Here is a 21,820-nt window from a genome sequence, read left to right on the forward strand (position 1 = left end):
ACCCGAGTGCCGCGACGCAACTCTCGCCGCTACCGTGCGCATCGAGCGACGTTCCAGGCCCGCACCACCGCATGTTGCGAAGGACCGCCACACGGGCGGATGATTGTGAGGCACGGCCTGTGGCGTGCCCGGAGAAACCGATGATCTCTTCCGTTCTCGAGCGCCTGCGCGCGCGCGTCCTCAAAGACGAAAGCATGCGCGTCGTCTACCGCCTGTTCCTGTCGGACGGGACCAAGCACTGGAAGGGGTACGCGGTCGCCTTTACCTTCATGGGCCTGATGGCCGCCGCCACCGGCGGCATGGCCTACCTCATGAAGGGCGCGGTTGACTCCATCTTCGTCAATCCGACGGCCGAGGCCATCTGGGCGGTTGCCCTCATCATGATGTTCCTGTCCATGACCAAGGGCGTCTCGGCCTATGCCCAGAACGTCGCCATGGCGCGAGTGGGCAACCGGATCGTGGCCGACAACCAGAAGCGCATCTTCGACCGCCTGCTCGGCAAGGAGGTCAGCTATTACGCGCAGCACCACACCGCCGACATCACCATGCGCTTCACCATGGGTGCCGCCTCGGCCCGTGATGCGCTGAATCTGGTGATTACCTCCATCGGCCGTGACTTCCTCTCGCTGATCGCGCTAGGCGCCGTGGCGATCCTGCAGGACCCCTTCCTCGCCCTGATCGCGCTCATCGTGATGCCGGCGGCGGTGCTCGGTACCCGCAAGCTGATTCGCAAGGCCAAGCAGATCTTCAAGCGCGAATTCACCAGCGCCGTGAAGCTCAACTCCATCAACATCGAGTTTATCCAGGGCGTGAAGACGGTGAAGGCCTATACGCTTGAGCCGATCATGCGCGGCCGCGTGCACACCTTCATCGACGATGTGGAGCGCGCCTCCAACAACCTGGCCAAGACCCAGGCCAAGTCGAGCCCGCTGATGGAGACCCTCGGCGGCTTCGCCATCGCCGGCGTGATTCTCTATGCCGGCTATAACGTGGTGGTGCTGGGCAAGACTCCGGGCGAATTCTTCTCGGTCCTGACCGCCCTGCTGCTGGCCTATGAGCCCGCCAAGCGGCTGTCGCGCTTCCATGTGGATCTCGCCGGCATGATGGTCGGTGCCAACATGCTGTTCGAGCTGCTGGACGGCGATTCGCCGGAGAATGAGCCGGCGGACAAGCCGGCTTTGCCGGCCGGCCCCGGCCGCATCACCTTTGAGGACGTGCATTTCGAGTATCGCAAGGGCGAGCCGGTCCTGCGCGGCGTCGATCTGGTGGCCGAGCCCGGCCAAACCACCGCCTTGGTGGGCGCCTCCGGCGGCGGCAAGTCCACCATCATCGCCCTCATCGAGCGCTTCTACAGCCCGACGGAAGGTGCGGTGCGGATCGATGGCCATGACGTGACCGCCTATACCCGCAGCTCGGTGCGGGCCGCCTCTGCGCTGGTCAGCCAGGACGTCTATCTGTTCTCGGGCACCGTGCGCGAGAACATCGCCTTCGGCCGCCCGGGCGCCACGGAAGAGGAGATTGTCGCCGCCGCCAAGGCCGCCAATGCCCATGACTTCATCATGGGCTTCGAGAGCGGCTACGACACCCAGGTGGGCGAGCATGGCGCCCAATTGTCGGGCGGCCAGCGCCAGCGCATCGCCATCAGCCGGGCCTTCCTCAAGAATGCGCCCATCCTGCTGCTGGACGAGGCCACGGCGGCGCTGGACAGCGAGTCGGAATATGAGGTCCAGAAGGCCCTGCTGACGCTCCAGAGCGCCCGTACCACCATTGTCATCGCCCACCGTCTCCAAACGGTGGTGCGCGCCGACAAGATCTGCGTGGTGGAAGGCGGCCGCGTGGTGGAAAGCGGCCGGCACGAGGAACTCATCGCCAAGCGCGGTCGCTATTACACCTTCTACCAGATGCAGTTCGCCCACGAGGCCAATGGGGCCGGCCAGACGGAAAATGGAGAGCCGGCGCTTCTTTCCGCCTAAGCCATTGTAACTTCTGTCAAATCGGCACATTTGGCGCAGCGTTACCCACAGGCTTCGCCGTTTTCCGCCGCCGAGACACTTCACAAGGGCCCAGGCGGTTGCTATATGGCGCGCCTCGCTGACGGAGCGCCTGATCCCCGGTAGCTCAGCGGTAGAGCAACCGGCTGTTAACCGGTTGGTCGCTGGTTCGAATCCGGCCCGGGGAGCCAACACGAGGAGAAGCCTGGTCGAAAGGCCGGCTTCTGCCTCTCCCGAATATCCTCCAGTGCGCCCTGCGCCTGGAGGATATTTCGTTTCTGGCCCTGCCCACCCGACGCAAGCTTTCCGAAAGGATCCGGGCGCATCCTTTGGTCCCTGACGGCGGCTTTGGCCGGACAGGGTGTCACGGAGCGAAAAGGACCGGCCTCTTGGGAACAGGCGCGGCCCCGGCGCGATGTGACGGGAGCCCCCTTCTTTTCCAGTGGCGAGGTGACACCATGGCCCTGCAGATGAATCTGCCCCTTCCCCGGCCGATTCCCCTGGAGGAGCGAGGCGCCGCCGTGGTGACCCTGGACGATGCGGTGCACTTCCTGTGCCTGGCCGCCGGCCGGGTGAAGTCGTCAGGCCGCATTGAGCGTGCCACCGCGGCTGTGATGCATGCCGCCCTCACCCATGCCCCTGAAGACCTGGAGCGCGCCGCCAGGCGCCTGAAGAAGATCGCCAAGCGCTGCAGCCATTCCTGACCGCATCGCCGCCCAGGCCGCGCGGGAGCCGCCGGGCCGCCCTTTTGCCGCATGGCTGACGGCGCTGCCGCGCGGAAGGCGACGTTGCGCTCAGATCGCCCCAAGGGCAAAACTAGCGGACCTCTTGCCTCCCCGGGCTGGCGAGCGTCCCGTTTGACGACGCCCCGTCTGCCCCCGGTCCTGTCCCTCGATTGAGGCGCCCCATCGGGCGCCCTCACCTCCCCCGCACCGAGCACCGGCAGGCGCGTGCGCCTGGTCCGTGCCGGCCGCCCAGGCTGTGCCCGTCATGTCCGCCCCGCCGTTCCTCCTGTCCGTCTTGTCGCGCCCCCTGGCCGTGATCGGCCGGCAAGGCGCGCGCGCGGTGGCGGCCAGCGTCTTTGTGGGCCTCGCGCTGCCAGGCCTGGCGGCGCTGGCGAAGCCCGTGATTCTGCCCTGCATCTTCGTGCTGCTGGCGCTCTCCTTCATGCGCACGGACGCCTCCGGTCTGCGGGCCCAGCAAAGGGCCGGGGTTCTGCTCGCCGCGCTGGTCTGGATCATGGGCATCCTGCCGGCGGCTTTCGGCTATCTGGTGAGCCGCATCTATCCCCCGCAGGACAATGGGCTGATGCTGGCGCTGGTGATGCAGGCGGCGGCGCCGCCCATCATGTCGACGCCCGCCTTCGCGGTGCTGCTGGGCATCGATGCCACGGTGAGCCTTGCCGTGATGGTTCTGTCCATGATGGTCACTCCCCTCACCGCTCCCGTGGTGGTGTGGGCCTTCACCGACGGCGCCCTGGCCCTGGACGGCGTGGCGCTGGCACTGCGGCTTGCCTTGGTGCTGGCGGGCACCGGTCTTGCCGGGTTCGGCCTGCGCTGGTGGCTCGGCCCACCCCGCATCGCGCGCCTGCGGGACCCGCTGGACGGGCTCAACGTCATCCTTCTGCTCATCCTGGCCATGGGGCTGATGGACGGCCTCACGGCGCGCTTCCTGGCCGATCCCTGGCTGGTGCTGGGCATGGCGGGGCTCACCTGCCTGATCTCGGCCGGGGCCATTTCAAGCACGCTGCTGCTTTTCCGGTGGGCGGGGCGCGGCCAGAATCTCATGCTCGGCTTCGCCGCCGGGCATCGCAACATGTCGCTGATGATCGCGGCCACCGGTGCGGTCCTGCCGCAGAGCACCTGGCTCTATATCGCTGTGGCCCAGTTTCCCATCTATCTCCTGCCCTTCCTGCTGCGGCCTCTGGCCCGTCGTCTGGCGCCGGGCGATCCCCGGCCTTGAGCGGCGTGCATGCGTTCCGCGCCGGGGACCGATGCCCGCGCATGCTGTCTTTGCCGCCCGTCATCTGGTAGAGCGCTGCAAAGAACAGCAAACCGCACGAAACCTGGACGAACGCAGCGATGATCCCCCGCTATAGCCGCGCCGAAATGGCCGACATCTGGTCTCCCGAGAGCCGCTTCCGCATCTGGTTCGAGATCGAGGCCCATGCGGCCGACGCCATGGCCGAGCTGGGCATCGTTCCCAAGGAAGCCGCCGCCCGCGTCTGGGAGATGGGCAAGGACGCCCAGTTCAATGTGGCGCGCATCGATGAGATCGAGCGCGAGGTGAAGCACGACGTCATCGCCTTCCTGACCCACCTGTCCGAGATCGTCGGCCCCGAGGCGCGTTTCGTGCACCAGGGCATGACCTCCTCCGACGTGCTGGACACCTGCCTCGCGGTGCAGCTCGCCCGTGCCTCCGACCTGCTGATCGCCGACGTGGACAAGGTGCTGGCCGCCCTGGAGCGCCGTGCCTTCGAGCACAAGCTCACCCCCACCGTGGGCCGCTCCCACGGCATCCATGCCGAACCCACCACCTTCGGCATCAAGCTGGCCATCGCCCATGCGGAATTCCAGCGCGCCCGCGCCCGCCTGGTGGCCGCCAAGGCGGAAGTGGCGACTTGCGCCATTTCCGGCGCGGTCGGCACGTTCGCCCATGTGGATCCCCGTGTGGAAGAGCATGTGGCCGCCAAGATGGGCCTGACGGTGGAGACCGTGTCCACCCAGGTCATCCCGCGCGACCGGCACGCCATGTTCTTCGCCGTGCTGGGCGTGGTCGCCTCCTCCGTGGAGCGCCTGGCCACCGAGATCCGCCATCTCCAGCGCACCGAGGTGCTGGAGGCGGAGGAATATTTCTCCGAGGGCCAGAAGGGGTCCTCGGCCATGCCGCACAAGCGCAATCCGGTGCTCACCGAAAATCTCACCGGCCTTGCCCGCATGGTGCGCGCCTATGTGACGCCTGCGCTGGAGAATGTGGCGCTGTGGCACGAGCGGGACATCTCCCACTCCTCCGTGGAGCGCATGATCGGCCCCGACGCCACCGTGACCCTGGACTTCGCCCTGGTGCGCCTGGCGGGCGTGGTGGACAAGCTGGTGGTCCACACCGACAACATGCAGAAGAACATGGACAAGCTGGGAGGCCTCATCCACTCCCAGCGGGTGCTGCTGGCCCTCACCCAGAAGGGCGCCAGCCGCGAGGACAGCTATCGCCTCGTCCAGCGCAACGCCATGCGCGTGTGGCGCGGCGAGGGCGACTTCCGCACCTTCCTGCTGAACGACGCCGACGTGCGCCGCTATCTGTCGGAGGACGACATCAACGAGAAGTTCGACCTCGGCTACCACCTCAAGCACGCCGATACCATCTTCAAGCGGGTGTTCGGCCACGCCTGACGGGCGGATCGCTCTCGCCAAAGCAAAACGGGGCGCCCCTTCGGGCGCCCCGTTCGCGTTTCAATGCCGACAGGCGTCCATCAGCCGATGGCGCGATCCTGCACGGCGACGCCCTTCTCCTCGAACATGGGGATCAGCTCGCCGGTCTGGAACATCTCCCGCAGGATGTCGCAGCCGCCCACGAACTCGCCTTTCACGAAGATCTGGGGAATGGTCGGCCAGTTCGTATAGTCCTTGATGCCCTGGCGCAGCTCGTCGGAGTCGAGGACATTGTAGCCTTTGAACGGCACGCCCACATGGTTCAGGATCTGCACCACTTGGCCCGAGAAGCCGCACATGGGGAATTGCGGCGTGCCCTTCATGAACACCACCACGTCGTTGGCCTTGACCTCACGGTCGATGAATTCGCGAATGCTCATGACTTCAATCCAAATGTCTGAGTGGCAGTGCCATCAAATGTTAAAGATCGGTCTCCACCGCCCTGCGCGCAAGACGGGCCGGACGAAATATTACTCTCCCGGGCGACGGCAAAATCAAGCGCTCTCGCGCCCGTCCAGCCCGGTGAGCCGCGCCGTCACCAGGGCGACCGCGCCGCCCAGGAAGGCGCCGGCCACGATGTCCGAAAAGAAGTGATAGTTCTGGGCCCACAGGGCCAGTGCCTCCAGGAGCACCAGAAGTCCACAGGCCACGCGCAGCCTCGGATAGGCGATGGCCGGCACCATCAGGAAGGACATGGCAGCAAAGGTGTGGCCGGAGGGGAAGGAGGCCCACCCTGCCCCGCCATGAAACCAGAAGAAGCCGTAGACACCATCCTGGATGAAGGAGGGATTGTTGCGCACGAAGGTCTCTGGCCAAGCGCGGCTGAACACATATTTCAGCTCATTGCCGATGGCTGACGTGCACACCAGGGAAAGCCCTGCCGTAAAGGCCGTGAGCGAGACATGCCCCAAGCGCCCCCGGAACAGGCGCACGAGGCCGAACACCACGATCAGCACCACCGACAGGTGGGCCAGATATTGCGGATAGGTCTGGAAGGCGTGGACCAGGTCGTGCCGACCGATCACCCCATAGGCGAAGCGGCTGAGCGGCTGATCCAGGAACATGTAGCCGCAGGTGACCAGCACCACGCAGGCAGCCCCCGCCACCGCCCAGGCCGCCGGCCGCGTCAACAGATCCCTGGACTCGTCCCGATGCGCCATGGCCACGCCCTCGCTTTTCACGGGCGGTAGCACGGACACCGACAAAAAAGAAGGAGCGCCGATTGCGCGGCGCTCCTTCCAGATAAAGCCGTGTGTCCGGTGGCGTTCAGGCCGGGGCGGAGGTCTTCAGCGCGAGGGCATGAAGCACACCGCCCATGTTGCCCTGGAGCGCGGCATAGACCATCTGGTGCTGCTGCACCCGGCTCTTGCCGCGGAAGGCTTCCGACACGATGGTCGCGGCATAATGGTCGCCGTCCCCCGCCAGGTCCTCAATGGTGACCTGGGCATCCGGCAGGGCGGACTTGATGAGCTGCTCAATGTCAGCGGGAGCCATGGGCATGGTGCGATCCTGTCGGTTGGGCGGTCTCGCTCAGGCGCTGGCGCCCATATAGATGGGCAGCCAGGTCTCGTGACGATCCCGCAGCGTCTCCACGAATATCTGGCGCTCGCCCGGAAGGATCAAGCGATCCCCACCGGTCTTGCCGATCTTGACCAGGGGGACGCCGGCCGCCTCGGCCCGGCGCACCAGCTCCGGCCCTTCGCCATGGGCGGCCACGATCACGTAGCGGGCCTGATCCTCGCCGAACCAGAAGGCGTGGGCGGGAACGTGCCCGGGCTTGTCCAGAGAGGCGCCCATCTCGCCGGCCATGGCCATCTCGGCGATGGCCACCAGAAGGCCGCCGTCGGACACGTCATGGACCGCCGTCACCATCTCCTCGCGGATGATCTGACGGACGAAGTCGCCATTGCGCTTCTCGGCCACCAGATCCACCGGGGGCGGCGCGCCCTCCTCCCGGTCATGGACGATGTCGAGGAAGACGGAGGCACCGAGCCAGCCCTCTGTCTTGCCAACCACATAGATGGCCTCGCCGGCATTCTTGAAGGCCAGCGTCATGGTCTTGGCGAGGTCGGGGATGAGGCCCACGCCGCCAATGGTGGGGGTGGGCAGGATGGCCCGGCCGTGGGTCTCGTTATAAAGGCTCACATTGCCGGAGACGACGGGGAAGTCCAACGCCTCGCAGGCCGCGCCGATGCCTTTCACGCAGCCCACGAACTGACCCATGATGTCGGGCTTCTCGGGGTTGCCGAAATTCAGATTGTCGGTCACCGCAATGGGGTCGGCGCCGACCGCGGTCAGGTTGCGCCAGGCCTCGGCCACCGCCTGCTTGCCGCCCTCGAAGGGGTCGGCCTCGCAATAGCGCGGCGTCACGTCGGTGGTCAGCGCCAGGCCCTTGGGCCCGTCCTCCACCCGCACCACGGCGGCGTCGCCGCCGGGCTTCTCCACGGTGTTGCCGAGAATGAGGTGGTCATACTGCTCCCAGATCCAGCGCTTGGAGCACAGGTCCGGCGAGCCGATGAGCTGTTCGATGGCGTCCGCCAGCGGCACCGTGTCCGGCACCTGGTCGGGCTTGATGACCGGGCGGGGGGTGGGGTCGGCGTGGGGCCGGTAATATTCCGGCGCCTCGTCGCCCAGTTCCTTGATGGGCAGGTCGGCTTCCACCACGCCCTTGTGCTTCACCACGAAGCGCAGCGTATCGGTGGTGTGGCCGATGATGGCGAAGTCCAGGCCCCATTTGCGGAAGATGGCCTCCGCTTCGGCCTCGCGGCCGGGCGCCAGCACCATGAGCATGCGCTCCTGGCTCTCGGACAGCATCATCTCATAGGCGGTCATGCCTTCTTCACGACACGGCACCGCGTCCAGATTGAGCTCGACGCCCAGGTCGCCCTTGGCGCCCATCTCCACGGCCGAGCAGGTCAGGCCCGCCGCGCCCATGTCCTGGATGGCCACCACGCAGCCGGCCTTCATGATTTCAAGGCAGGCTTCCAGCAGCAGCTTCTCGGCGAAGGGGTCGCCCACCTGCACGGTCGGGCGCTTCTCCTCCGCATCGGCGCCGAACTCGGCCGAGGCCATTGTCGCCCCGTGAATGCCGTCGCGGCCGGTCTTGGAGCCGAGATAAACGATGGCACGGCCGACGCCGCTGGCCGCCGCATAGAAGATCTCGTTGGTCTTGGCGAGGCCGACCGCCATGGCGTTGACGAGGATGTTGCCGTTATAGCGGTCGGAAAAGCCCACCGCGCCGCCCACCGTGGGCACGCCGAAGGAATTGCCGTAGCCGCCAATGCCCGCCACCACGCCGGCGATCAGGTGCCGGGTGCGGGGGTGATGGCAGTCGCCGAAGCGCAGGGCATTGAGCGCGGCGATGGGGCGCGCGCCCATGGTGAAGACGTCGCGCAGGATGCCGCCGACCCCGGTCGCCGCGCCCTGATAGGGCTCGATGAAGGAGGGGTGGTTGTGGCTCTCCATCTTGAAGACCACGGCCTGCCCGTCGCCAATGTCCACCACGCCGGCATTCTCGCCCGGCCCCTGGATCACGCGCGGGCCCTTGGTGGGCAGCGTCCGCAGCCAGACCTTGGAGGACTTGTAGGAGCAGTGCTCGTTCCACATGGCCGAGACGATGCCGAGCTCGGTGAGGCTCGGCTCGCGTCCGATCAGCTCCACGAAGCGCTCATATTCGTCCGGCTTGAGGCCGTGCTCGGCCACCAGCTCCGGCGTGATCTTCGGTGTGTTCGGGATCAGGTTCACTTTGGTCCGTTCCAATCCGATGGCGCGCGCCCGCCTGCACGGAGCCGACCGACAGGCGCAGAGGCTGCGAGCCCCGTTCCGTGCGCCATGTCCGCCCTCCGTCGCAACCTTCTCAAGGAGGCCCGGCCGCGCCGCGGCGGCCGCCCGTCCCTCAGGCGGCCTTCAGCGAGGCCGCGATGCTTTCGAACAGCCCGGCGCCGTCGGTGGGGCCGATCTGTTCCTCGATATAGTTTTCCGGGTGCGGCATCATGCCCAGCACGTTGTGCTTTTCGGAATAGATGCCGGCAATGCCGTTGATGGCGCCGTTGGGGCCGTCCTGCTCGTCGATGCGACCATCGTGGCGGGCATAGCGGAAGGCCACGCGGCCTTCATGCTCCAGCTCGCGGATGGTCGCCTCGTCGGCAGTGTAATTGCCCTCGCCATGGGCGACCGGCACGCGGATCAGCTCACCCTTGCGATAGGCCCGCGTGAACGGGGTATCGGCGCGCTCCACCCGCAGCAAAACTTCGCGGCAGACGAAGCGCAGCTTCGCATTGCGCACCAGCACGCCGGGCAGGATGCCCGCCTCGCACAGGATCTGGAAGCCGTTGCAGATGCCCAGCACCAGACCGCCGCGCTCCGCATGGGCGCGCACGGCGTTCATGATGTTGGCGCGCGCGGCAATGGCCCCGCAGCGCAGATAATCGCCATAGGAGAACCCGCCCGGCAGGACCACCAGGTCCGTGCCCTCGGGCAGTTCGTGCTCGGCGTGCCACACCACGTCGACGCGGGAGGCGGACACGAGCTTCAAGGCCCGCGCCACGTCGCGCTCACGATTGGTGCCGGGAAAGAGGATGACGGCTGATCTCATGGGTGTCGATGCGTAAGGGTCAGAGCCTGTCGCGACTTTGGACGTGACCACCACCAGGCTTGCGCCGGCGGCGGCACGGCCTCCAACGCGGGATTACTCGGCGAACTCGACCCGATAGGTCTCGATCACCGTGTTGGCGAGAAGCTTGTCGCAGGCTTCCTTGAGCACGCCTTCGGCGTCCGCCTTGTTGTTGCCAGCCAGCTCCACGTCGAAAACCTTGCCCTGGCGGACACTCTGCACCCCGGAGACACCGAGGGAACGCAGCGCGCCCTCAATGGCCTTGCCCTGGGGGTCGAGAACCGCGGACTTGAGCGTGACGATGACGCGCGCCTTCATGAAGAACCACTCTTTGCAGGTCTTAGAGCCGGCTCCCCTCGCATGGAAGCGCTCAAGCGCCTCAATGCGAGGACAAAGCCATCTCTATTCAAAAAGTTAGAGGGCGATTCACCGACCAGATGGAGCCGCAGTGCGGTTTCATCTGGTCGGATCGCGCTCTAGGCGTTGCAGGCCAGAAGCGAAATCGGACGGGATCGGGCATCGCCGGTCCCATCCGAATTCTCCAGCGTTTCGCATCCGCCGGGACCGGCGGCGCGGGACTCACTTCACAAGGATGGGACCCTTGCCCTGGTTGGGCTCGCTCTCGATCAGAATACCGAGACGGCGCGCCACTTCGGAATAGGCCTCCACCAGCCCGCCCATGTCGCGGCGGAACCGGTCCTTGTCGAGCTTGTCGGCCGACTTGATGTCCCACAGCCGGCAGGAATCCGGGCTGATCTCGTCGGCGACGACGATGCGCATCATGTCGTTTTCCCACAGGCGCCCGCATTCCATCTTGAAGTCCACAAGACGGATGCCCACGCCCAGGAACAGGCCGGACAGGAAGTCGTTGACGCGGATCGCGAGCGCGATGATGTCGTCGATTTCCTGGGTGTTGGCCCAGCCGAACGCCGTGATGTGCTCTTCCGACACCAACGGGTCATTGAGCGCGTCGTTCTTGTAATAAAACTCGATGATGGAGCGGGGGAGCGCGGTGCCCTCCTCGATCCCCAGGCGGGTGGACAGGGACCCTGCCGCCACATTGCGCACCACGATCTCGAGGGGGATGATCTCCACCTCGCGGATGAGCTGCTCCCGCATATTCAGGCGGCGAATGAAGTGCGTGGGCACTCCAATGTCGTTCAGCCGCGAGAAGATGTATTCCGAGATGCGGTTGTTGAGCACGCCCTTGCCGTCGATGACATCGTGCTTCTTGTTGTTGAAGGCGGTCGCATCATCCTTGAAATGCTGGATGAGGGTTCCCGGCTCGGGGCCTTCATAGAGGACCTTCGCCTTGCCTTCGTAGATTCGGCGGCGGCGGCTCATGGGTGTATACCGTCGATTGAGGAAATCCATGGGTTTGCCAAGGCTCCGTTCGGGTGACGCTCCTCGGCGGGGCATTGTCATGACTGTTTTGCAGCGCACGGAACACCCGCTGGGACACTAGCTCATCGGCGCCCCGGTTACAACGCGCACTCTCTTGAACCTGAAGCAGGGCGGCCATGCTTCCCTGGCGCAGGTTATCCCACGCCGCACGCCGGCCCCGCCTGGCCCATACCAGGCCGCGGCGCCCCAACCTTCCGTATCGGAACCTTCCGGCCAACTAAATCTGCTGCCGGGCGGGACGGCGGCAGAATGTGACATCTCGCTCTCCGTTGATCTAGGGGAAGTGCGCCTATATTCAAGGGCACGATCCGCGACGCGCCCGGCGCGCCGCGCGATCCCACACGACACGTCACCGTTCGACACGTCACCATAACGATCCGTCACGATGAGGGCAGCCATGACCACGTTCGACAAGCGGGAAGAAGGGTTTGAAGCGGCCTACGCCCTCGATGAGGCGATCCGCTTCCGGGCACTCGCTCGCCGCAACAAGATGCTGGGCCTTTGGGCAGCCGAGAAGCTCGGGCTGACCGAGGATGAAGCGCAGGCCTATGCCAAGGAAGTGGTGGTGGCCGACCTTGCAGAACAGGGCGACGAAGACGTGTTCCGCAAGCTGCGCGCCGACTTCGATGCCAAGGGCGTCGAGGTGTCCGACCACCAGATCCGGCGCAACATGGACGAGCTGCTGACCCAGGCCGTCCACGCCGTCCGCGCGGAAGGCTGAGCCGGCGATTCGTCCTCACCCGCCGGGGCTGGCATCCACATGCAAGCCCCGGGCAGGCTTGATCGGGCCTTGCTGGGTCCGTCTAGGAGCTGAGGTCGATGGCGAATCCTTTCCGCATTTTTGCAGCAGGCGCGCTCCTGCTTGTGACCACCGGCAGCGCGTTCGCCGCCCCGGCCGTGGCGCTGAGCGCCGTGAATGTCCGCTCCGGGCCCGGGACCAATTATGCGGTGATCGGCACCCTGTCGCGGGGCATCACCGTGGAAGTGCTCAGTTGCACGCCGGCCTGGTGCGCCATCGGCTGGACGCGACCGGCCTATGTGTCCGCCGGCTATCTGGGATTTGACGGGCCGCCGCCCTATGTGGGCGGACCGCCCATTGTGGTGCAGGCCGTCCCCGCGGCGCCCGTGGCGCCCCCCATTGTGGTGGCCCCGCCCGTTGCGCCCCTGGTCTATGCACCACCCCCGCCGGTCCTGTTTTATCCGCCCCCACCGCGCTTCTATGGCCCGCCGCCCGCGCCCGGTCCCTATTTCGGAGTCGGCGTCTGGTCGTGGTAGCGTCACCGCAGGCGATCGCCACGCACCTTCCACGACAGGTGAGACACTCCCCGCAATGGGCTGATATTGCAGCCTGAAAGCGGAGAGCACGATCGCCCTTTGAGGTGGCGTGAATGCTCATTGCGACGGACTGGACGGACATAGCGCTGCGCCTTGGCTGCACATTCGCGGCCGGCGCGCTCATCGGGCTTGACCGGGAATCGCGCGAACGGGCCGCAGGTCTGCGCACCAATATCCTGGTGGGCCTTGCCGCCTGCATCGCCATGCTGAGCGCCGCGCTGCTGGTGCCGGTGACCGGCAAGGCGCCCACCTCCTACGTCCAGCTGGATGCCATGCGCTTGCCGCTCGGCATTCTCACCGGCATGGGCTTCATCGGCGCCGGAGCCATCATCCGGCGGGCCGACGGCCTGGTGCTCGGCGTGACCACCGCCGCCACCCTTTGGTACGTCACAGTGATGGGCCTGTGCTTCGGCGCCGGGCAATTTGCGCTTGGCGGCACCGCCTTGGCGCTGGCCGTGGCAACCTTGTGGGGCATGAAGCTCTTTGAAGGCCGCATCCGCCATCAAAAGGAAGGGCGCCTGCTGCTCAAGCTCGCCCCCCATGCCCCTGGCGAAGCCTGGCTGCGCGCCGCGTTGGCGAATGCGGACCTGCAGGTGCGGCGGGTGTCCGCCAATCTCGACACCGCCACCGGCGCACGAGAGTTCCGGTTCGAGCTGTGGTGCCCACCCCAGACCGCCCTCCTTGCCCCCGATTTCGTCCAGCTGTTCGCGCAGACGGCCGGCGTGGAGCGCGTGGAATGGGAGATCGGCAACCACTAGAAAGCTTCTAGAGGGCGTCAGGTTTCGTCGACCCCCTGAGATGCAGGCAAGCCCCGCTAGGGGCCGCGCCGAACAGCGGGCACAAAAAAGCCCGCCGGAGGGCGGGCTTTTCGGTCAACCGGCAGAACCGGAAGACATCAGCGGGAGTAGAACTCGACCACCAGGTTCGGTTCCATCTGAACCGGATAGGGCACCTCGTTCAGCTCGGGCACGCGCACGAAGGTCACGGCCAGCTTGTTGGCGTCCAGTTCCAGATAATCGGGAATGTCACGCTCGGCCAGCTGCTGGGCCTCGAGCACGATAGCCAGCTGCTTGGAGGCGTCCTTCACCTCGACCACATCCCCCACCTTCACCTGGTAGGAGGGGATGTTCACGCGGCGGCCGTTCACCTTCACGTGGCCATGGCTCACGAACTGGCGGGCGGCGAACACGGTGGGGACGAACTTGGCGCGATAGACCACCGCGTCGAGACGGCTCTCGAGCAGGCCGATCAGGTTGGCGCCGGTGTCGCCCTTCATGCGGCCAGCTTCCACATAGATGGCGTGGAACTGCTTCTCGCCGATGGAGCCGTAATAGCCCTTGAGCTTCTGCTTGGCGCGCAGCTGCACGCCGAAGTCGGACAGCTTGCCCTTGCGGCGCTGGCCGTGCTGGCCGGGACCGTACTCACGGCGATTGACGGGGCTCTTGGGGCGGCCCCAGATATTCTCACCCATACGGCGATCGATTTTGTGCTTCGCCGCAATGCGCTTGCTCATGTAACGCGGATCCTTTTGCGTTCTTAAGGATTGGATCGCGCCCCTCCTCTGCGGCCATCCGGCCGCCGACAGGTCCTCCCGGCGAGCCGCCGGAATGTCCACGGGTGCAAAGTCCAAACGTCTAACCCGCCGGTCGACGGATCGGCCAGCGAGGAGAGGGCTTCTATGCGCGCGCACATCACTTGTCAATGTGCATGCGGGTTTCCCCGGGATTCGATCTGCGCGACTTGCATAAGGGGCAAATTTATTTCTCTATAATATAATCCCTATGAGACACCCGCGTCGGACTGGAGAGCGCCCATGAAGTTCCTGGTGTTCCAACACGCCTCCTCAGAGCATCCCGGCAGCTTGCGCGACTTCATGCGGGCCGACGGCTTCACCTGGGACGCGGTGGAGCTGGATGAAGGCGAGACCATCCCCGATGTGTCCGGCTATGACGCACTGCTGGTACTGGGAGGGCCCATGGATGTGTGGGAGGAGGACATCCACCCGTGGCTTGCCACCGAGAAGAAAGTGATCCGCGCCTGGGTCACCGCCGGCCGTCCGTTCCTGGGCATTTGTCTCGGCCACCAATTGCTCGCCGATGCGCTGGGCGGCACGGTGGGCAAGATGACGGAGCCGGAGGTGGGGGTGTGCCAGGTCTCCCTGACGACGGAAGGGGTGGCGTCCCCCCTCTTCACGGACTTCGCGCCCGCCTTCCCGACCCTGCAATGGCATGGGGCCGCAGTGCTGCGGCCGCCGGAGGGCGCACGCATCCTCGCCCACAACGGCCACTGCCCGATCCAGGCGCTGCAGATCGGGCCGCGCGCGTTCGGCATCCAGTATCATGTGGAACTGATCGACACGACGGTGAGCGACTGGGGTGCCATTCCAGAATATCGCTGCGCCCTTGAATCCATCACCGGCCCCGGCGGGCAGGAGCGCCTGGAATCGGCGGTGGCAGACAACATGGACGGCTTCCGCGCCACCGCCGCCCAACTCTACAGAAATTTTACGGGTATTCTTAAATAGCGTCTCGACCTGCCCAGCGGTTGCAGCCTTGCAACTTTTGGACGCGGTCAAATCGTAACTAGTCACGTGATGGCAAGGCAGGCCCCAACACAGCACCAGACCGGGTCTTCCCTGCGGATTGGGTTCTGCTTTTCCTTGATGCACCTTGACGAATGCTCGCCGATCTGCGCGAAGATCCCTCGGGGATAGAGAGCTCTGCGGGGGGCAAGATGAAGACGTGGTGCGTAGGTCTGCTCGCCCTTCTGGGGGCGGGCACGTCCTCTTTTGCGGCCGATTTGGCGGTCAAGGCGGTGGCGCCGGCCCCTGTGCCGGTGGAGGTCAATTCCTGGCAGGGCTTTTATCTGGGCGCCGCGGCGGGGGCGTTGATTGACGGCTCCAGTGTCCAGCCCGTGCTGGGCGGCGACTTCCTGGTCTACCAGCCGGTGCAGCGGAAGCTTCAGTATGAAGTGCCGCTCGGCGGCGCCGGGACGATTTTTTCCGCCGGCCTGTATGGCGGATACAATTGGCAGTTCAACCAGGTGGTGGTCGGCCTTGAGACCGACATGAACTATGCCAACCGCAACAACAAATCCTACTCCATCGAGCCGTCGCTGGCCGATCCGTCGGTGACGCTAACCCGCGTCTACGGCACCGGCGGTAACTGGTTCGGCACGGTGCGCGGCCGCCTCGGCTGGGCCTTCGACAGGGCCCTCGTCTATGCCACCGGCGGCTTGGCCTATGGCAAGACCGTCGCCGGCTATTATGCCGGGGGCAACGGATACAATTGGCGGGGTCGCGACGAGGGCGTCCAGTGGGGCTGGACGGTTGGCGGCGGCGGGGAATACCGCCTCGACAGCCATTGGGTGGTCCGGGCCGAATATCTCTATGTGTCGCTGGACAGCGCCAGCTTCGCCTTGCCGCTGCTTGCCACCAAGCCCCTTGTCGACACAAATTTCGTCATGACCGGCACGGCCGATTTCAATTTCAGCGTGGTGCGCGGGGGCCTCGCCTACAAGTTCTGAAGACAACCCGGCCGGCGGCGCCCCATAGCTGGCGTGCCCGCTCCTGACGCACAGGATCGCCCAGCCGGATTGGTGCAGATCAGAGCGGCCCGTGCCTTACCGGCCGCGCAGGGCGTCCAGGACCTTCACGCCCGGATAGCCGTCGGCGGGGGTGATGCCCGCCTGCTCCTGGAAAGCCCGGACCGCCCGCATGGTGTCCGTGCCCACGCGGCCGTCCGTACCGCCGGTGGGGAAGCCACGGGCCGTCAGCCGGGTCTGGATTTCCTGCAATTCCGCCAGCGTCAACGCCCGCTCGCCGCCCGGCCAGGGCGTCACGAAGGGCCCCTCCCCCATGATCCGGTCGCCCAGATGGCACACCGCCAGGGCATAGGAGGAGGAGGGATTATAGGAGCGCACGGCATAGAAATTGTGCAGGAGAAGCAAGGCCGGACCGCCGGGGCCACCCGGCAGCCACATGCGCGCCTGTTCATCATAAGCGGAGATGGACCGGCCATCCACCAGGGTCACGCCTTGTCCCGCCCAGGCGGACAAGGGCCGCCAGGTCTTGTTGTCGGCGAGATCCGCATTGAAGGTGGCCGGCACACGCGCCTCGAACCCCCAAGGCTCGCCGGGCCGGTACTTGCCGCGCTTGAGAATGTAATTGGCGGTTCCCGCCAGGGCATCGTCCGGCTTGCCGAAGGGCGAGATGCGGCCATTGCCGTCGAAGTCCACGCCCATATTGAGCCAGACCTCGGGCATCCACTGGGTGTGGCCCATGGCCCCGGCCCAGGAGCCCACCATTTCCTGCGGCGTGCCCCAGCCGCGCTGGACGATGACCAGGGCGTTGAGAAGCTCGGTCTCCCAATATTTGCGCCGCCGCGGCTCGCCCCAGGCGAGGGCGGAGAGGGAATTGAACACCGGCTTCATGTGGCGGGGGTTTTCCACCACCTGCCCGAAGGCTGATTCCATGCCCCAATAGCCAAGCATGATCCGCCGGTCGACGCCGAACGTCTCCTCGATGCGGCCGAACAGCGCTGCATATTCGCGTGCCTTCTGCTGGCCGGTGGAGATGCGCCAGTCGGAGACGCGGCGATTGAGATATTGCCAGACCTCTTCCTGGAATTCCGGCTGTGCCTTGTCGGCGGCATAGACGCTGGTGTCGGGGGTCACCTGAGCAAAGACCCGCGTATAGACCTCGTCGCTGATGCCTCGGTCCCGCGCCCGGGCGCGAAACTTTTCGACCCACACTTTGAAAGGCTGCGCCGCAGTCTGCGCGAACGATCCCGTGGGCACCGCGGCACCAAGCGCGAGCCCGCCAAGGCCCGCCAGGACCATTCGCCGATTGAAAGCCTGCCGATGGGTCAAGAAGCCTCCGCAAGTCGTTGGGGGAGCAATTCCGCCGGGCTGACGGGCCGGCCGATGAGAGCGGCGATGGCCGCGGCGTCGAGGGGGGTGCCAGTGGACAGCAGCCGCACGGGATGGCGTTCGCCGTCGTCATCGGCTTCGCCCACCAGGGACATGACGCGGCGGGCGATGGCCGGGGCCGGGTCCACCCAGGTGACCGGCCAGGGCGCCACCTTGGCAAGGCGGTCCGCGATCAGGGGATAATGGGTGCAGGCCAGCACCACCGTGTCGGTGCGGCCATTCTCGCCCTCGACGAAGCAGGGGGCGATTTCGGCCAAGAGATCGTCGTCCTCCACGGGGATGCCATGGAGAATGGATTCCACAAGGCCCGCCAGGTTCTCGCTGGGCACGAGGCTGACCGCGCACGCGGCGGCAAATTCCCGGACCAGGGCCGCCGTATAGTCGCGCCGCACCGTTCCGGGCGTGGCGAGCACGCTGATCTGCTTGGTCTTGGAGAGCGCACAGGCCGGCTTGATGGCCGGCACCGTGCCCACAAAGGGAAGCGCGTGACGGGCCCGGAGCGCGGGAAGGGCCAGGGTGGAAGCGGTGTTGCACGCCACCACCACCAGATCCGGCCGCACTTCGTCCACCAGCGCGTCCACCACCTCGGTCACACGGGAGACCAACGCGCCCTCGCCGAGGCTGCCATAGGGAAAACCGGCATCATCCGCCGCATAGGCAAAGCACGCGTCGGGCCGCAGCCGCGCCACTTCACGGAACACGGACAGGCCGCCGAGGCCCGAATCGAAGACCAGGATGGAGGGCGTGGCGAGGCTGGGGGTCGGCACAGGCGTCAGGTTTCCAACCGAAACGATGCTATTGCCCATGGTATATCCTCAGCGGGCCCGGCAATATTGTGTCGAGGGTTGGGTAAAGGAAGAATGAGCACACAAGCCGGCGCGGAACCGGGCATCTCTGATGCCGCCCCTTCCATGGCGACGACAGCCGTGGCCCCCCAGCCCCTTTCCCCCGCCCCGGCCTTCGGCCGTGCCCTGCTGGGCAACCGGCCGCTTTTGCGTCGGCTGCCGTTTCCTGCCGTCATGACCATCGGCACCGCAGCGCTCCTGTTCGCCGCCCCCGCGCTGTGGAACGGCTTCCCCTTCCTGTTCTGGGACACCGGCGGCTATCTGGAGGCGGGCATCCATCACGCCATCGTGCCAGGCCGGTCCATGACCTATGGCCTGCTGCTGGCGGCGGGCCGCTGGCCGGCCTTCTGGCCGGTGGTGGCGCTGCAATGTGCCCTGACGGCGTGGATGCTGGCCCTCCTCTTTCGCGTCCAGGGGTTGGGGGGGCGCCCCCTCGCCTATCTGGCCACCTGCGCCATCCTGTCGGGCCTGACCGCCCTGCCCTTCGTGGCCGGCGAACTGATGCCGGACATCTTCGCGGCATTGGCCCCGCTCGCCCTTTATCTCCTGATGTTCAAGAGCCGGGCGCTGGCCTGGCCGGAAGCCACCGTGCTTGCGGCCACCATGGTCTTTGCCGGCGGGGCCCATGGCTCGGTGATGGCGAGCCTCCTGGTCCTGTTCGCGCTGGCTTTGCTTGCAGGTCGCCTGTGGGCGCCTTTGCGGGCGAGCCTGCGGGCCCGGGCCGCCGCCCTGGCGCTGCTGGCCGGCCTCCTCCTCGCCCCCACCCTCAACCTGATGCTGGCGGGCCGCTTCGTGCCGGTGCCGGGCGCCATGGCCTTTGTCTTCGGCCGGCTCCTGGAAGACGGCATGATCGACCGTTACCTGCTGGAGCACTGCCCCGATCCCCGGCAGCCCCTGTGCTACTACCGGGATGAGATGCCCAGCACCGCCGACGACTTCCTGTGGGACAATAACGACGTGTTCGTCGCGCTCGGCGGCATGGACAAGGGCATCATACCCATGCGCGACGCCGTCATCGGCGCCCTCACCACCTTCCCGATGGACAATCTCGGCCTCGCCCTGCGCGCCTTCGCGCGGCAGATGGTGACGGTGCAGACCGGCGACAGCCTCTACAATTATCTGACCGACAGCACGGAAGCCATTTCCGACATGGTGCCATCCGCGGCGCCCGCCATGCAGCGCTCGCGCCAACAAGCCTGGCCCGGACTGGACTTCGCGCCCATCAACAAGATCCACGTGCCGCTCGCCCTGGCGGGCACCGCCCTGCTCGTGCTCGCGGGAATCCGGAGCTTGGCCAAGGGGCGGCCGCAGGCCGCCCTTCTGTGCTTCAGCGTGTTCGCCATTCTTGTGGTGAATGCCGCCGTGTGCGGCATCCTGTCCAATCCGGTGAACCGCTACCAGGCCCGGGTGGCGTGGCTGGCCATCCCGGCCCTGGCCATCGCCGGGTTCAGCGCTTCAGCGGCATCTCGACGACGCTCGCCAGAAAGGCCGTGAAAGCCAGCTGGATCGCGCTGGCCAGCCCCGTCAGGCCCAGGATGAGAACGCGCATCACACGACCATATTGCAGGTCGCCGAAGCCCGTGCCCGCCCAGCTGGCAAAGGCCCAGACCGTGAAGGCCAGACCCACGAGGGCGAGCACCAGCGCGGCCCGCAGCACCCGCTCCAGGCTGAACGCGTGCAGCACCCGCTCCAGGTTGTCGGAGGCCGGCAGGAAGCCCATCAAGGCGCCGTAGCGCCGCGCCACCACCGAGAAGGACAGAGCCTGGACACCCACCAGCAGCGTCATGGCCGCCACCAGATAGGTGTGAATGTCGAGCTTGAGGCGGGCGCCCAGATGCAGCGGCCCGGGGAACAGCGCGACCATGCCGATGAGGCCGAGGGCGATGAGGGCAAGGCCCGGAAAGAAGAAGAGAAAGCGCGGCGAATAGACCAGGAGGAAACGCAGGTGCCGCCAGCCATCGCGCCAGGTCTTCAGGTGCGGGGGACGGGAGCGGCCGTCCTTCTTGAGCGTGGTGGGCACTTCCTGAATGTCGAGCCCGGCGAGGGAGGCGCGCACCACCATCTCGCTGGCGAACTCCATGCCCGAGGTCTCCAGCCGCAACCGGCGGACCACCTCGGTGTTGAAGCCGCGCAGGCCGCAATGGAAGTCGCCCACCTTGATGCGGAAGAACAGCCGCCCGAGAAACGAAAGGACGGGATTGCCCAGATATTTGTGCAGGAAGGGCATGGCGCCCGGGGCGATGCCGCCCTGGAAGCGGTTGCCCATGACGATGTCGGCGCCCGCCCGCAGGCGCGTTACGAACGCGTCGAGGTTTGAGAAATCATAGGAATCATCGGCATCGCCCATGATGATATAGCGGCCGCGCGCCGCCGCGATGCCGCCCTTGAGCGCCGCGCCATAGCCGCGCTCGGCCACCGGCACCACGCGCGCACCGCCCGCCGTCGCGATGGCCTGTGAGCCGTCGGTGGAGCCGTTATCGGCAATCAATACCTCGCCGACCACGCCGGAGCGCTTGAGATAGGCCTGAGCCTTCTCCACGCACACGGCCAGGGTCTCTGCCTCATTGAGGCACGGCATGAGGATGGTCAGCTCAACCTGGTCAGACACGAACGCCCTCCAACCCGCATCGGCCGCGCGAGAGGACACTCCCCGCGCAACAGCCCCCAAAGAGTGGCGCGCCCCCGCCCGCCGCCCGGCACCGGCAGGAGACGCCCCAAGGGCCTCCCGCCTCCTGATGCAGCCTAACCTTGACGCTCCGGCGTGCGCAGAACCAGCCCGTCGAGCTTCGCCGACAGCACGATCTGGCAGGAGAGCCGGGAGGTGGGACGCACGTCGGACGCGAAGTCCAGCATGTCCTCCTCCATGGGCGCGGGCTCGCCGGTCACGGCCTGCCATGCTTCGTCCACATAGACATGGCACGTGGCACAGGCACAGGCGCCCCCGCATTCCGCATCGATGCCGGGAACCTGGTTGCGGACGGCCGCTTCCATGGCGGTGGCGCCTTCGGGCGCCTCCACCGTGCGCGAGCTGCCGTCGAAGGCAATGAACGTGACGCGAGGCATTTGGCTTGGATTCCGTCCCACTTCACGGCCGCTATAGCTGCATTGCGGCAGCGAGGCCAGAGGCCGCCGGTTCGACGTTAACGATAAACTGAGAAGCCCGCTTGGCAGCAGTTCCCATAAGCAACGGGAAAAAGTTAAGATCGGGTAAGGTAAATGCCACCTTAACCGACGTTTCCCCTGCGTCGGGGCGGGTCACGGTACACACCAATTCCA

General features: G+C 66.3%; 22 protein-coding genes and 1 tRNA gene. 11 read left to right on the forward strand and 12 right to left on the reverse strand.

Going from position 1 to position 21,820, the window contains the following annotated elements:
* Positions 1–140: 140 nt before the first annotated feature.
* The 5 genes from ACT54L_RS17635 to purB all read left to right on the forward strand — a co-directional run bounded on the left by ACT54L_RS17635 (position 141) and on the right by purB (position 5,380).
* Positions 141–1,973 (forward strand): ABC transporter ATP-binding protein, encoded by a 1,833-nt coding sequence (locus tag ACT54L_RS17635; protein WP_476086948.1) that lies wholly within the window; start codon positions 141–143, stop codon positions 1,971–1,973.
* Positions 1,974–2,107: 134 nt separating this feature from the next.
* Positions 2,108–2,182 (forward strand) — tRNA-Asn (locus ACT54L_RS17640).
* Positions 2,183–2,449: 267 nt separating this feature from the next.
* Complete coding sequence (locus ACT54L_RS17645; RefSeq protein ID WP_476086949.1) at positions 2,450–2,695, forward strand: hypothetical protein; 246 nt, start codon at positions 2,450–2,452, stop codon at positions 2,693–2,695.
* A 286-nt stretch (positions 2,696–2,981) separates the two neighbouring features.
* Positions 2,982–3,953: a hypothetical protein gene (locus tag ACT54L_RS17650; RefSeq protein ID WP_476086950.1), complete on the forward strand. Its 972-nt coding sequence runs from the start codon at positions 2,982–2,984 to the stop codon at positions 3,951–3,953.
* A 119-nt stretch (positions 3,954–4,072) separates the two neighbouring features.
* Complete coding sequence (gene purB, locus ACT54L_RS17655; protein ID WP_476086951.1) at positions 4,073–5,380, forward strand: adenylosuccinate lyase; 1,308 nt, start codon at positions 4,073–4,075, stop codon at positions 5,378–5,380.
* 80 nt (positions 5,381–5,460) lie between these two features.
* Here the strand turns inward: purB and grxD are convergent, their stop codons facing one another.
* The 7 genes from grxD to purC form a co-directional block, all read right to left on the reverse strand.
* The gene (gene grxD, locus ACT54L_RS17660; RefSeq protein WP_476086952.1) at positions 5,461–5,799 is read right to left on the reverse strand and encodes a Grx4 family monothiol glutaredoxin; all 339 of its coding nucleotides are present in this window, start codon (positions 5,797–5,799) and stop codon (positions 5,461–5,463) included.
* A 114-nt stretch (positions 5,800–5,913) separates the two neighbouring features.
* Positions 5,914–6,579 carry a phosphatase PAP2 family protein gene (locus ACT54L_RS17665; protein WP_476086953.1) on the reverse strand — a complete coding sequence of 222 codons (666 nt, stop codon included), beginning with the start codon at positions 6,577–6,579 and terminating at the stop codon, positions 5,914–5,916.
* A gap of 106 nt (positions 6,580–6,685) precedes the next feature.
* Positions 6,686–6,919 carry a BolA family protein gene (locus ACT54L_RS17670; protein ID WP_274777215.1) on the reverse strand — a complete coding sequence of 78 codons (234 nt, stop codon included), beginning with the start codon at positions 6,917–6,919 and terminating at the stop codon, positions 6,686–6,688.
* Positions 6,920–6,949: 30 nt separating this feature from the next.
* A complete protein-coding gene (purL, locus tag ACT54L_RS17675; RefSeq protein ID WP_476087011.1) occupies positions 6,950–9,157 on the reverse strand; it encodes a phosphoribosylformylglycinamidine synthase subunit PurL in 2,208 nt (735 codons plus the stop codon).
* A gap of 157 nt (positions 9,158–9,314) precedes the next feature.
* Complete coding sequence (purQ, locus tag ACT54L_RS17680) at positions 9,315–10,013, reverse strand: phosphoribosylformylglycinamidine synthase subunit PurQ (RefSeq protein WP_476086954.1); 699 nt, start codon at positions 10,011–10,013, stop codon at positions 9,315–9,317.
* Between the two features lie 93 nt (positions 10,014–10,106).
* The gene (gene purS, locus ACT54L_RS17685) at positions 10,107–10,349 is read right to left on the reverse strand and encodes a phosphoribosylformylglycinamidine synthase subunit PurS (RefSeq protein ID WP_476086955.1); all 243 of its coding nucleotides are present in this window, start codon (positions 10,347–10,349) and stop codon (positions 10,107–10,109) included.
* 261 nt (positions 10,350–10,610) lie between these two features.
* Entirely contained in the window at positions 10,611–11,405 is a 795-nt protein-coding gene (purC, locus tag ACT54L_RS17690; RefSeq protein ID WP_476086956.1) for a phosphoribosylaminoimidazolesuccinocarboxamide synthase, read from the reverse strand.
* A gap of 427 nt (positions 11,406–11,832) precedes the next feature.
* Between purC and ACT54L_RS17695 the strand changes: the two genes are divergently transcribed.
* From ACT54L_RS17695 to ACT54L_RS17705, 3 genes are all read left to right on the forward strand, one after another.
* Positions 11,833–12,156: a DUF1476 domain-containing protein gene (locus ACT54L_RS17695; RefSeq protein ID WP_476086957.1), complete on the forward strand. Its 324-nt coding sequence runs from the start codon at positions 11,833–11,835 to the stop codon at positions 12,154–12,156.
* 98 nt (positions 12,157–12,254) lie between these two features.
* Complete coding sequence (locus ACT54L_RS17700) at positions 12,255–12,710, forward strand: SH3 domain-containing protein (RefSeq protein ID WP_476086958.1); 456 nt, start codon at positions 12,255–12,257, stop codon at positions 12,708–12,710.
* A 113-nt stretch (positions 12,711–12,823) separates the two neighbouring features.
* Entirely contained in the window at positions 12,824–13,528 is a 705-nt protein-coding gene (locus tag ACT54L_RS17705) for an MgtC/SapB family protein (RefSeq protein ID WP_476086959.1), read from the forward strand.
* Positions 13,529–13,665: 137 nt separating this feature from the next.
* On the opposite strand, the gene rpsD is transcribed toward ACT54L_RS17705, so the two are convergent.
* Positions 13,666–14,283, reverse strand: a complete 618-nt coding sequence (gene rpsD, locus ACT54L_RS17710) for a 30S ribosomal protein S4 (RefSeq protein ID WP_476086960.1) — start codon at positions 14,281–14,283, stop codon at positions 13,666–13,668.
* Positions 14,284–14,583: 300 nt separating this feature from the next.
* Here rpsD and ACT54L_RS17715 point away from each other — a divergent pair, with 300 nt between their 5' ends.
* Positions 14,584–15,294 (forward strand): type 1 glutamine amidotransferase, encoded by a 711-nt coding sequence (locus tag ACT54L_RS17715; RefSeq protein ID WP_476086961.1) that lies wholly within the window; start codon positions 14,584–14,586, stop codon positions 15,292–15,294.
* Between the two features lie 209 nt (positions 15,295–15,503).
* Positions 15,504–16,295, forward strand: a complete 792-nt coding sequence (locus ACT54L_RS17720) for an outer membrane protein (protein ID WP_476086962.1) — start codon at positions 15,504–15,506, stop codon at positions 16,293–16,295.
* Between the two features lie 96 nt (positions 16,296–16,391).
* Here ACT54L_RS17720 and ACT54L_RS17725 read toward each other — a convergent pair whose 3' ends face one another.
* Positions 16,392–17,639, reverse strand: coding sequence for a lytic murein transglycosylase (locus ACT54L_RS17725; protein ID WP_476086963.1), 1,248 nt, complete (start codon positions 17,637–17,639; stop codon positions 16,392–16,394).
* On the reverse strand, positions 17,636–18,505 hold the full coding sequence (gene murI / locus ACT54L_RS17730; protein ID WP_476086964.1) for a glutamate racemase: 870 nt from the start codon (positions 18,503–18,505) through the stop codon (positions 17,636–17,638). Before murI ends, ACT54L_RS17725 begins: the two co-directional genes overlap by 4 nt.
* A 105-nt stretch (positions 18,506–18,610) precedes the next feature.
* Here murI and ACT54L_RS17735 point away from each other — a divergent pair, with 105 nt between their 5' ends.
* On the forward strand, positions 18,611–20,038 hold the full coding sequence (locus ACT54L_RS17735) for a hypothetical protein (protein WP_476086965.1): 1,428 nt from the start codon (positions 18,611–18,613) through the stop codon (positions 20,036–20,038).
* On the opposite strand, the gene ACT54L_RS17740 is transcribed toward ACT54L_RS17735, so the two are convergent.
* Together ACT54L_RS17740 and ACT54L_RS17745 are read right to left on the reverse strand one after the other, a co-directional pair.
* Complete coding sequence (locus tag ACT54L_RS17740; protein WP_476086966.1) at positions 19,992–21,152, reverse strand: glycosyltransferase family 2 protein; 1,161 nt, start codon at positions 21,150–21,152, stop codon at positions 19,992–19,994. The genes ACT54L_RS17735 and ACT54L_RS17740 overlap by 47 nt on opposite strands.
* A gap of 134 nt (positions 21,153–21,286) precedes the next feature.
* On the reverse strand, positions 21,287–21,607 hold the full coding sequence (locus tag ACT54L_RS17745) for a 2Fe-2S iron-sulfur cluster-binding protein (RefSeq protein ID WP_476086967.1): 321 nt from the start codon (positions 21,605–21,607) through the stop codon (positions 21,287–21,289).
* Positions 21,608–21,820: the final 213 nt, after the last annotated feature.

This window comes from Aquabacter sp. DMC10, from assembly GCF_056314145.1.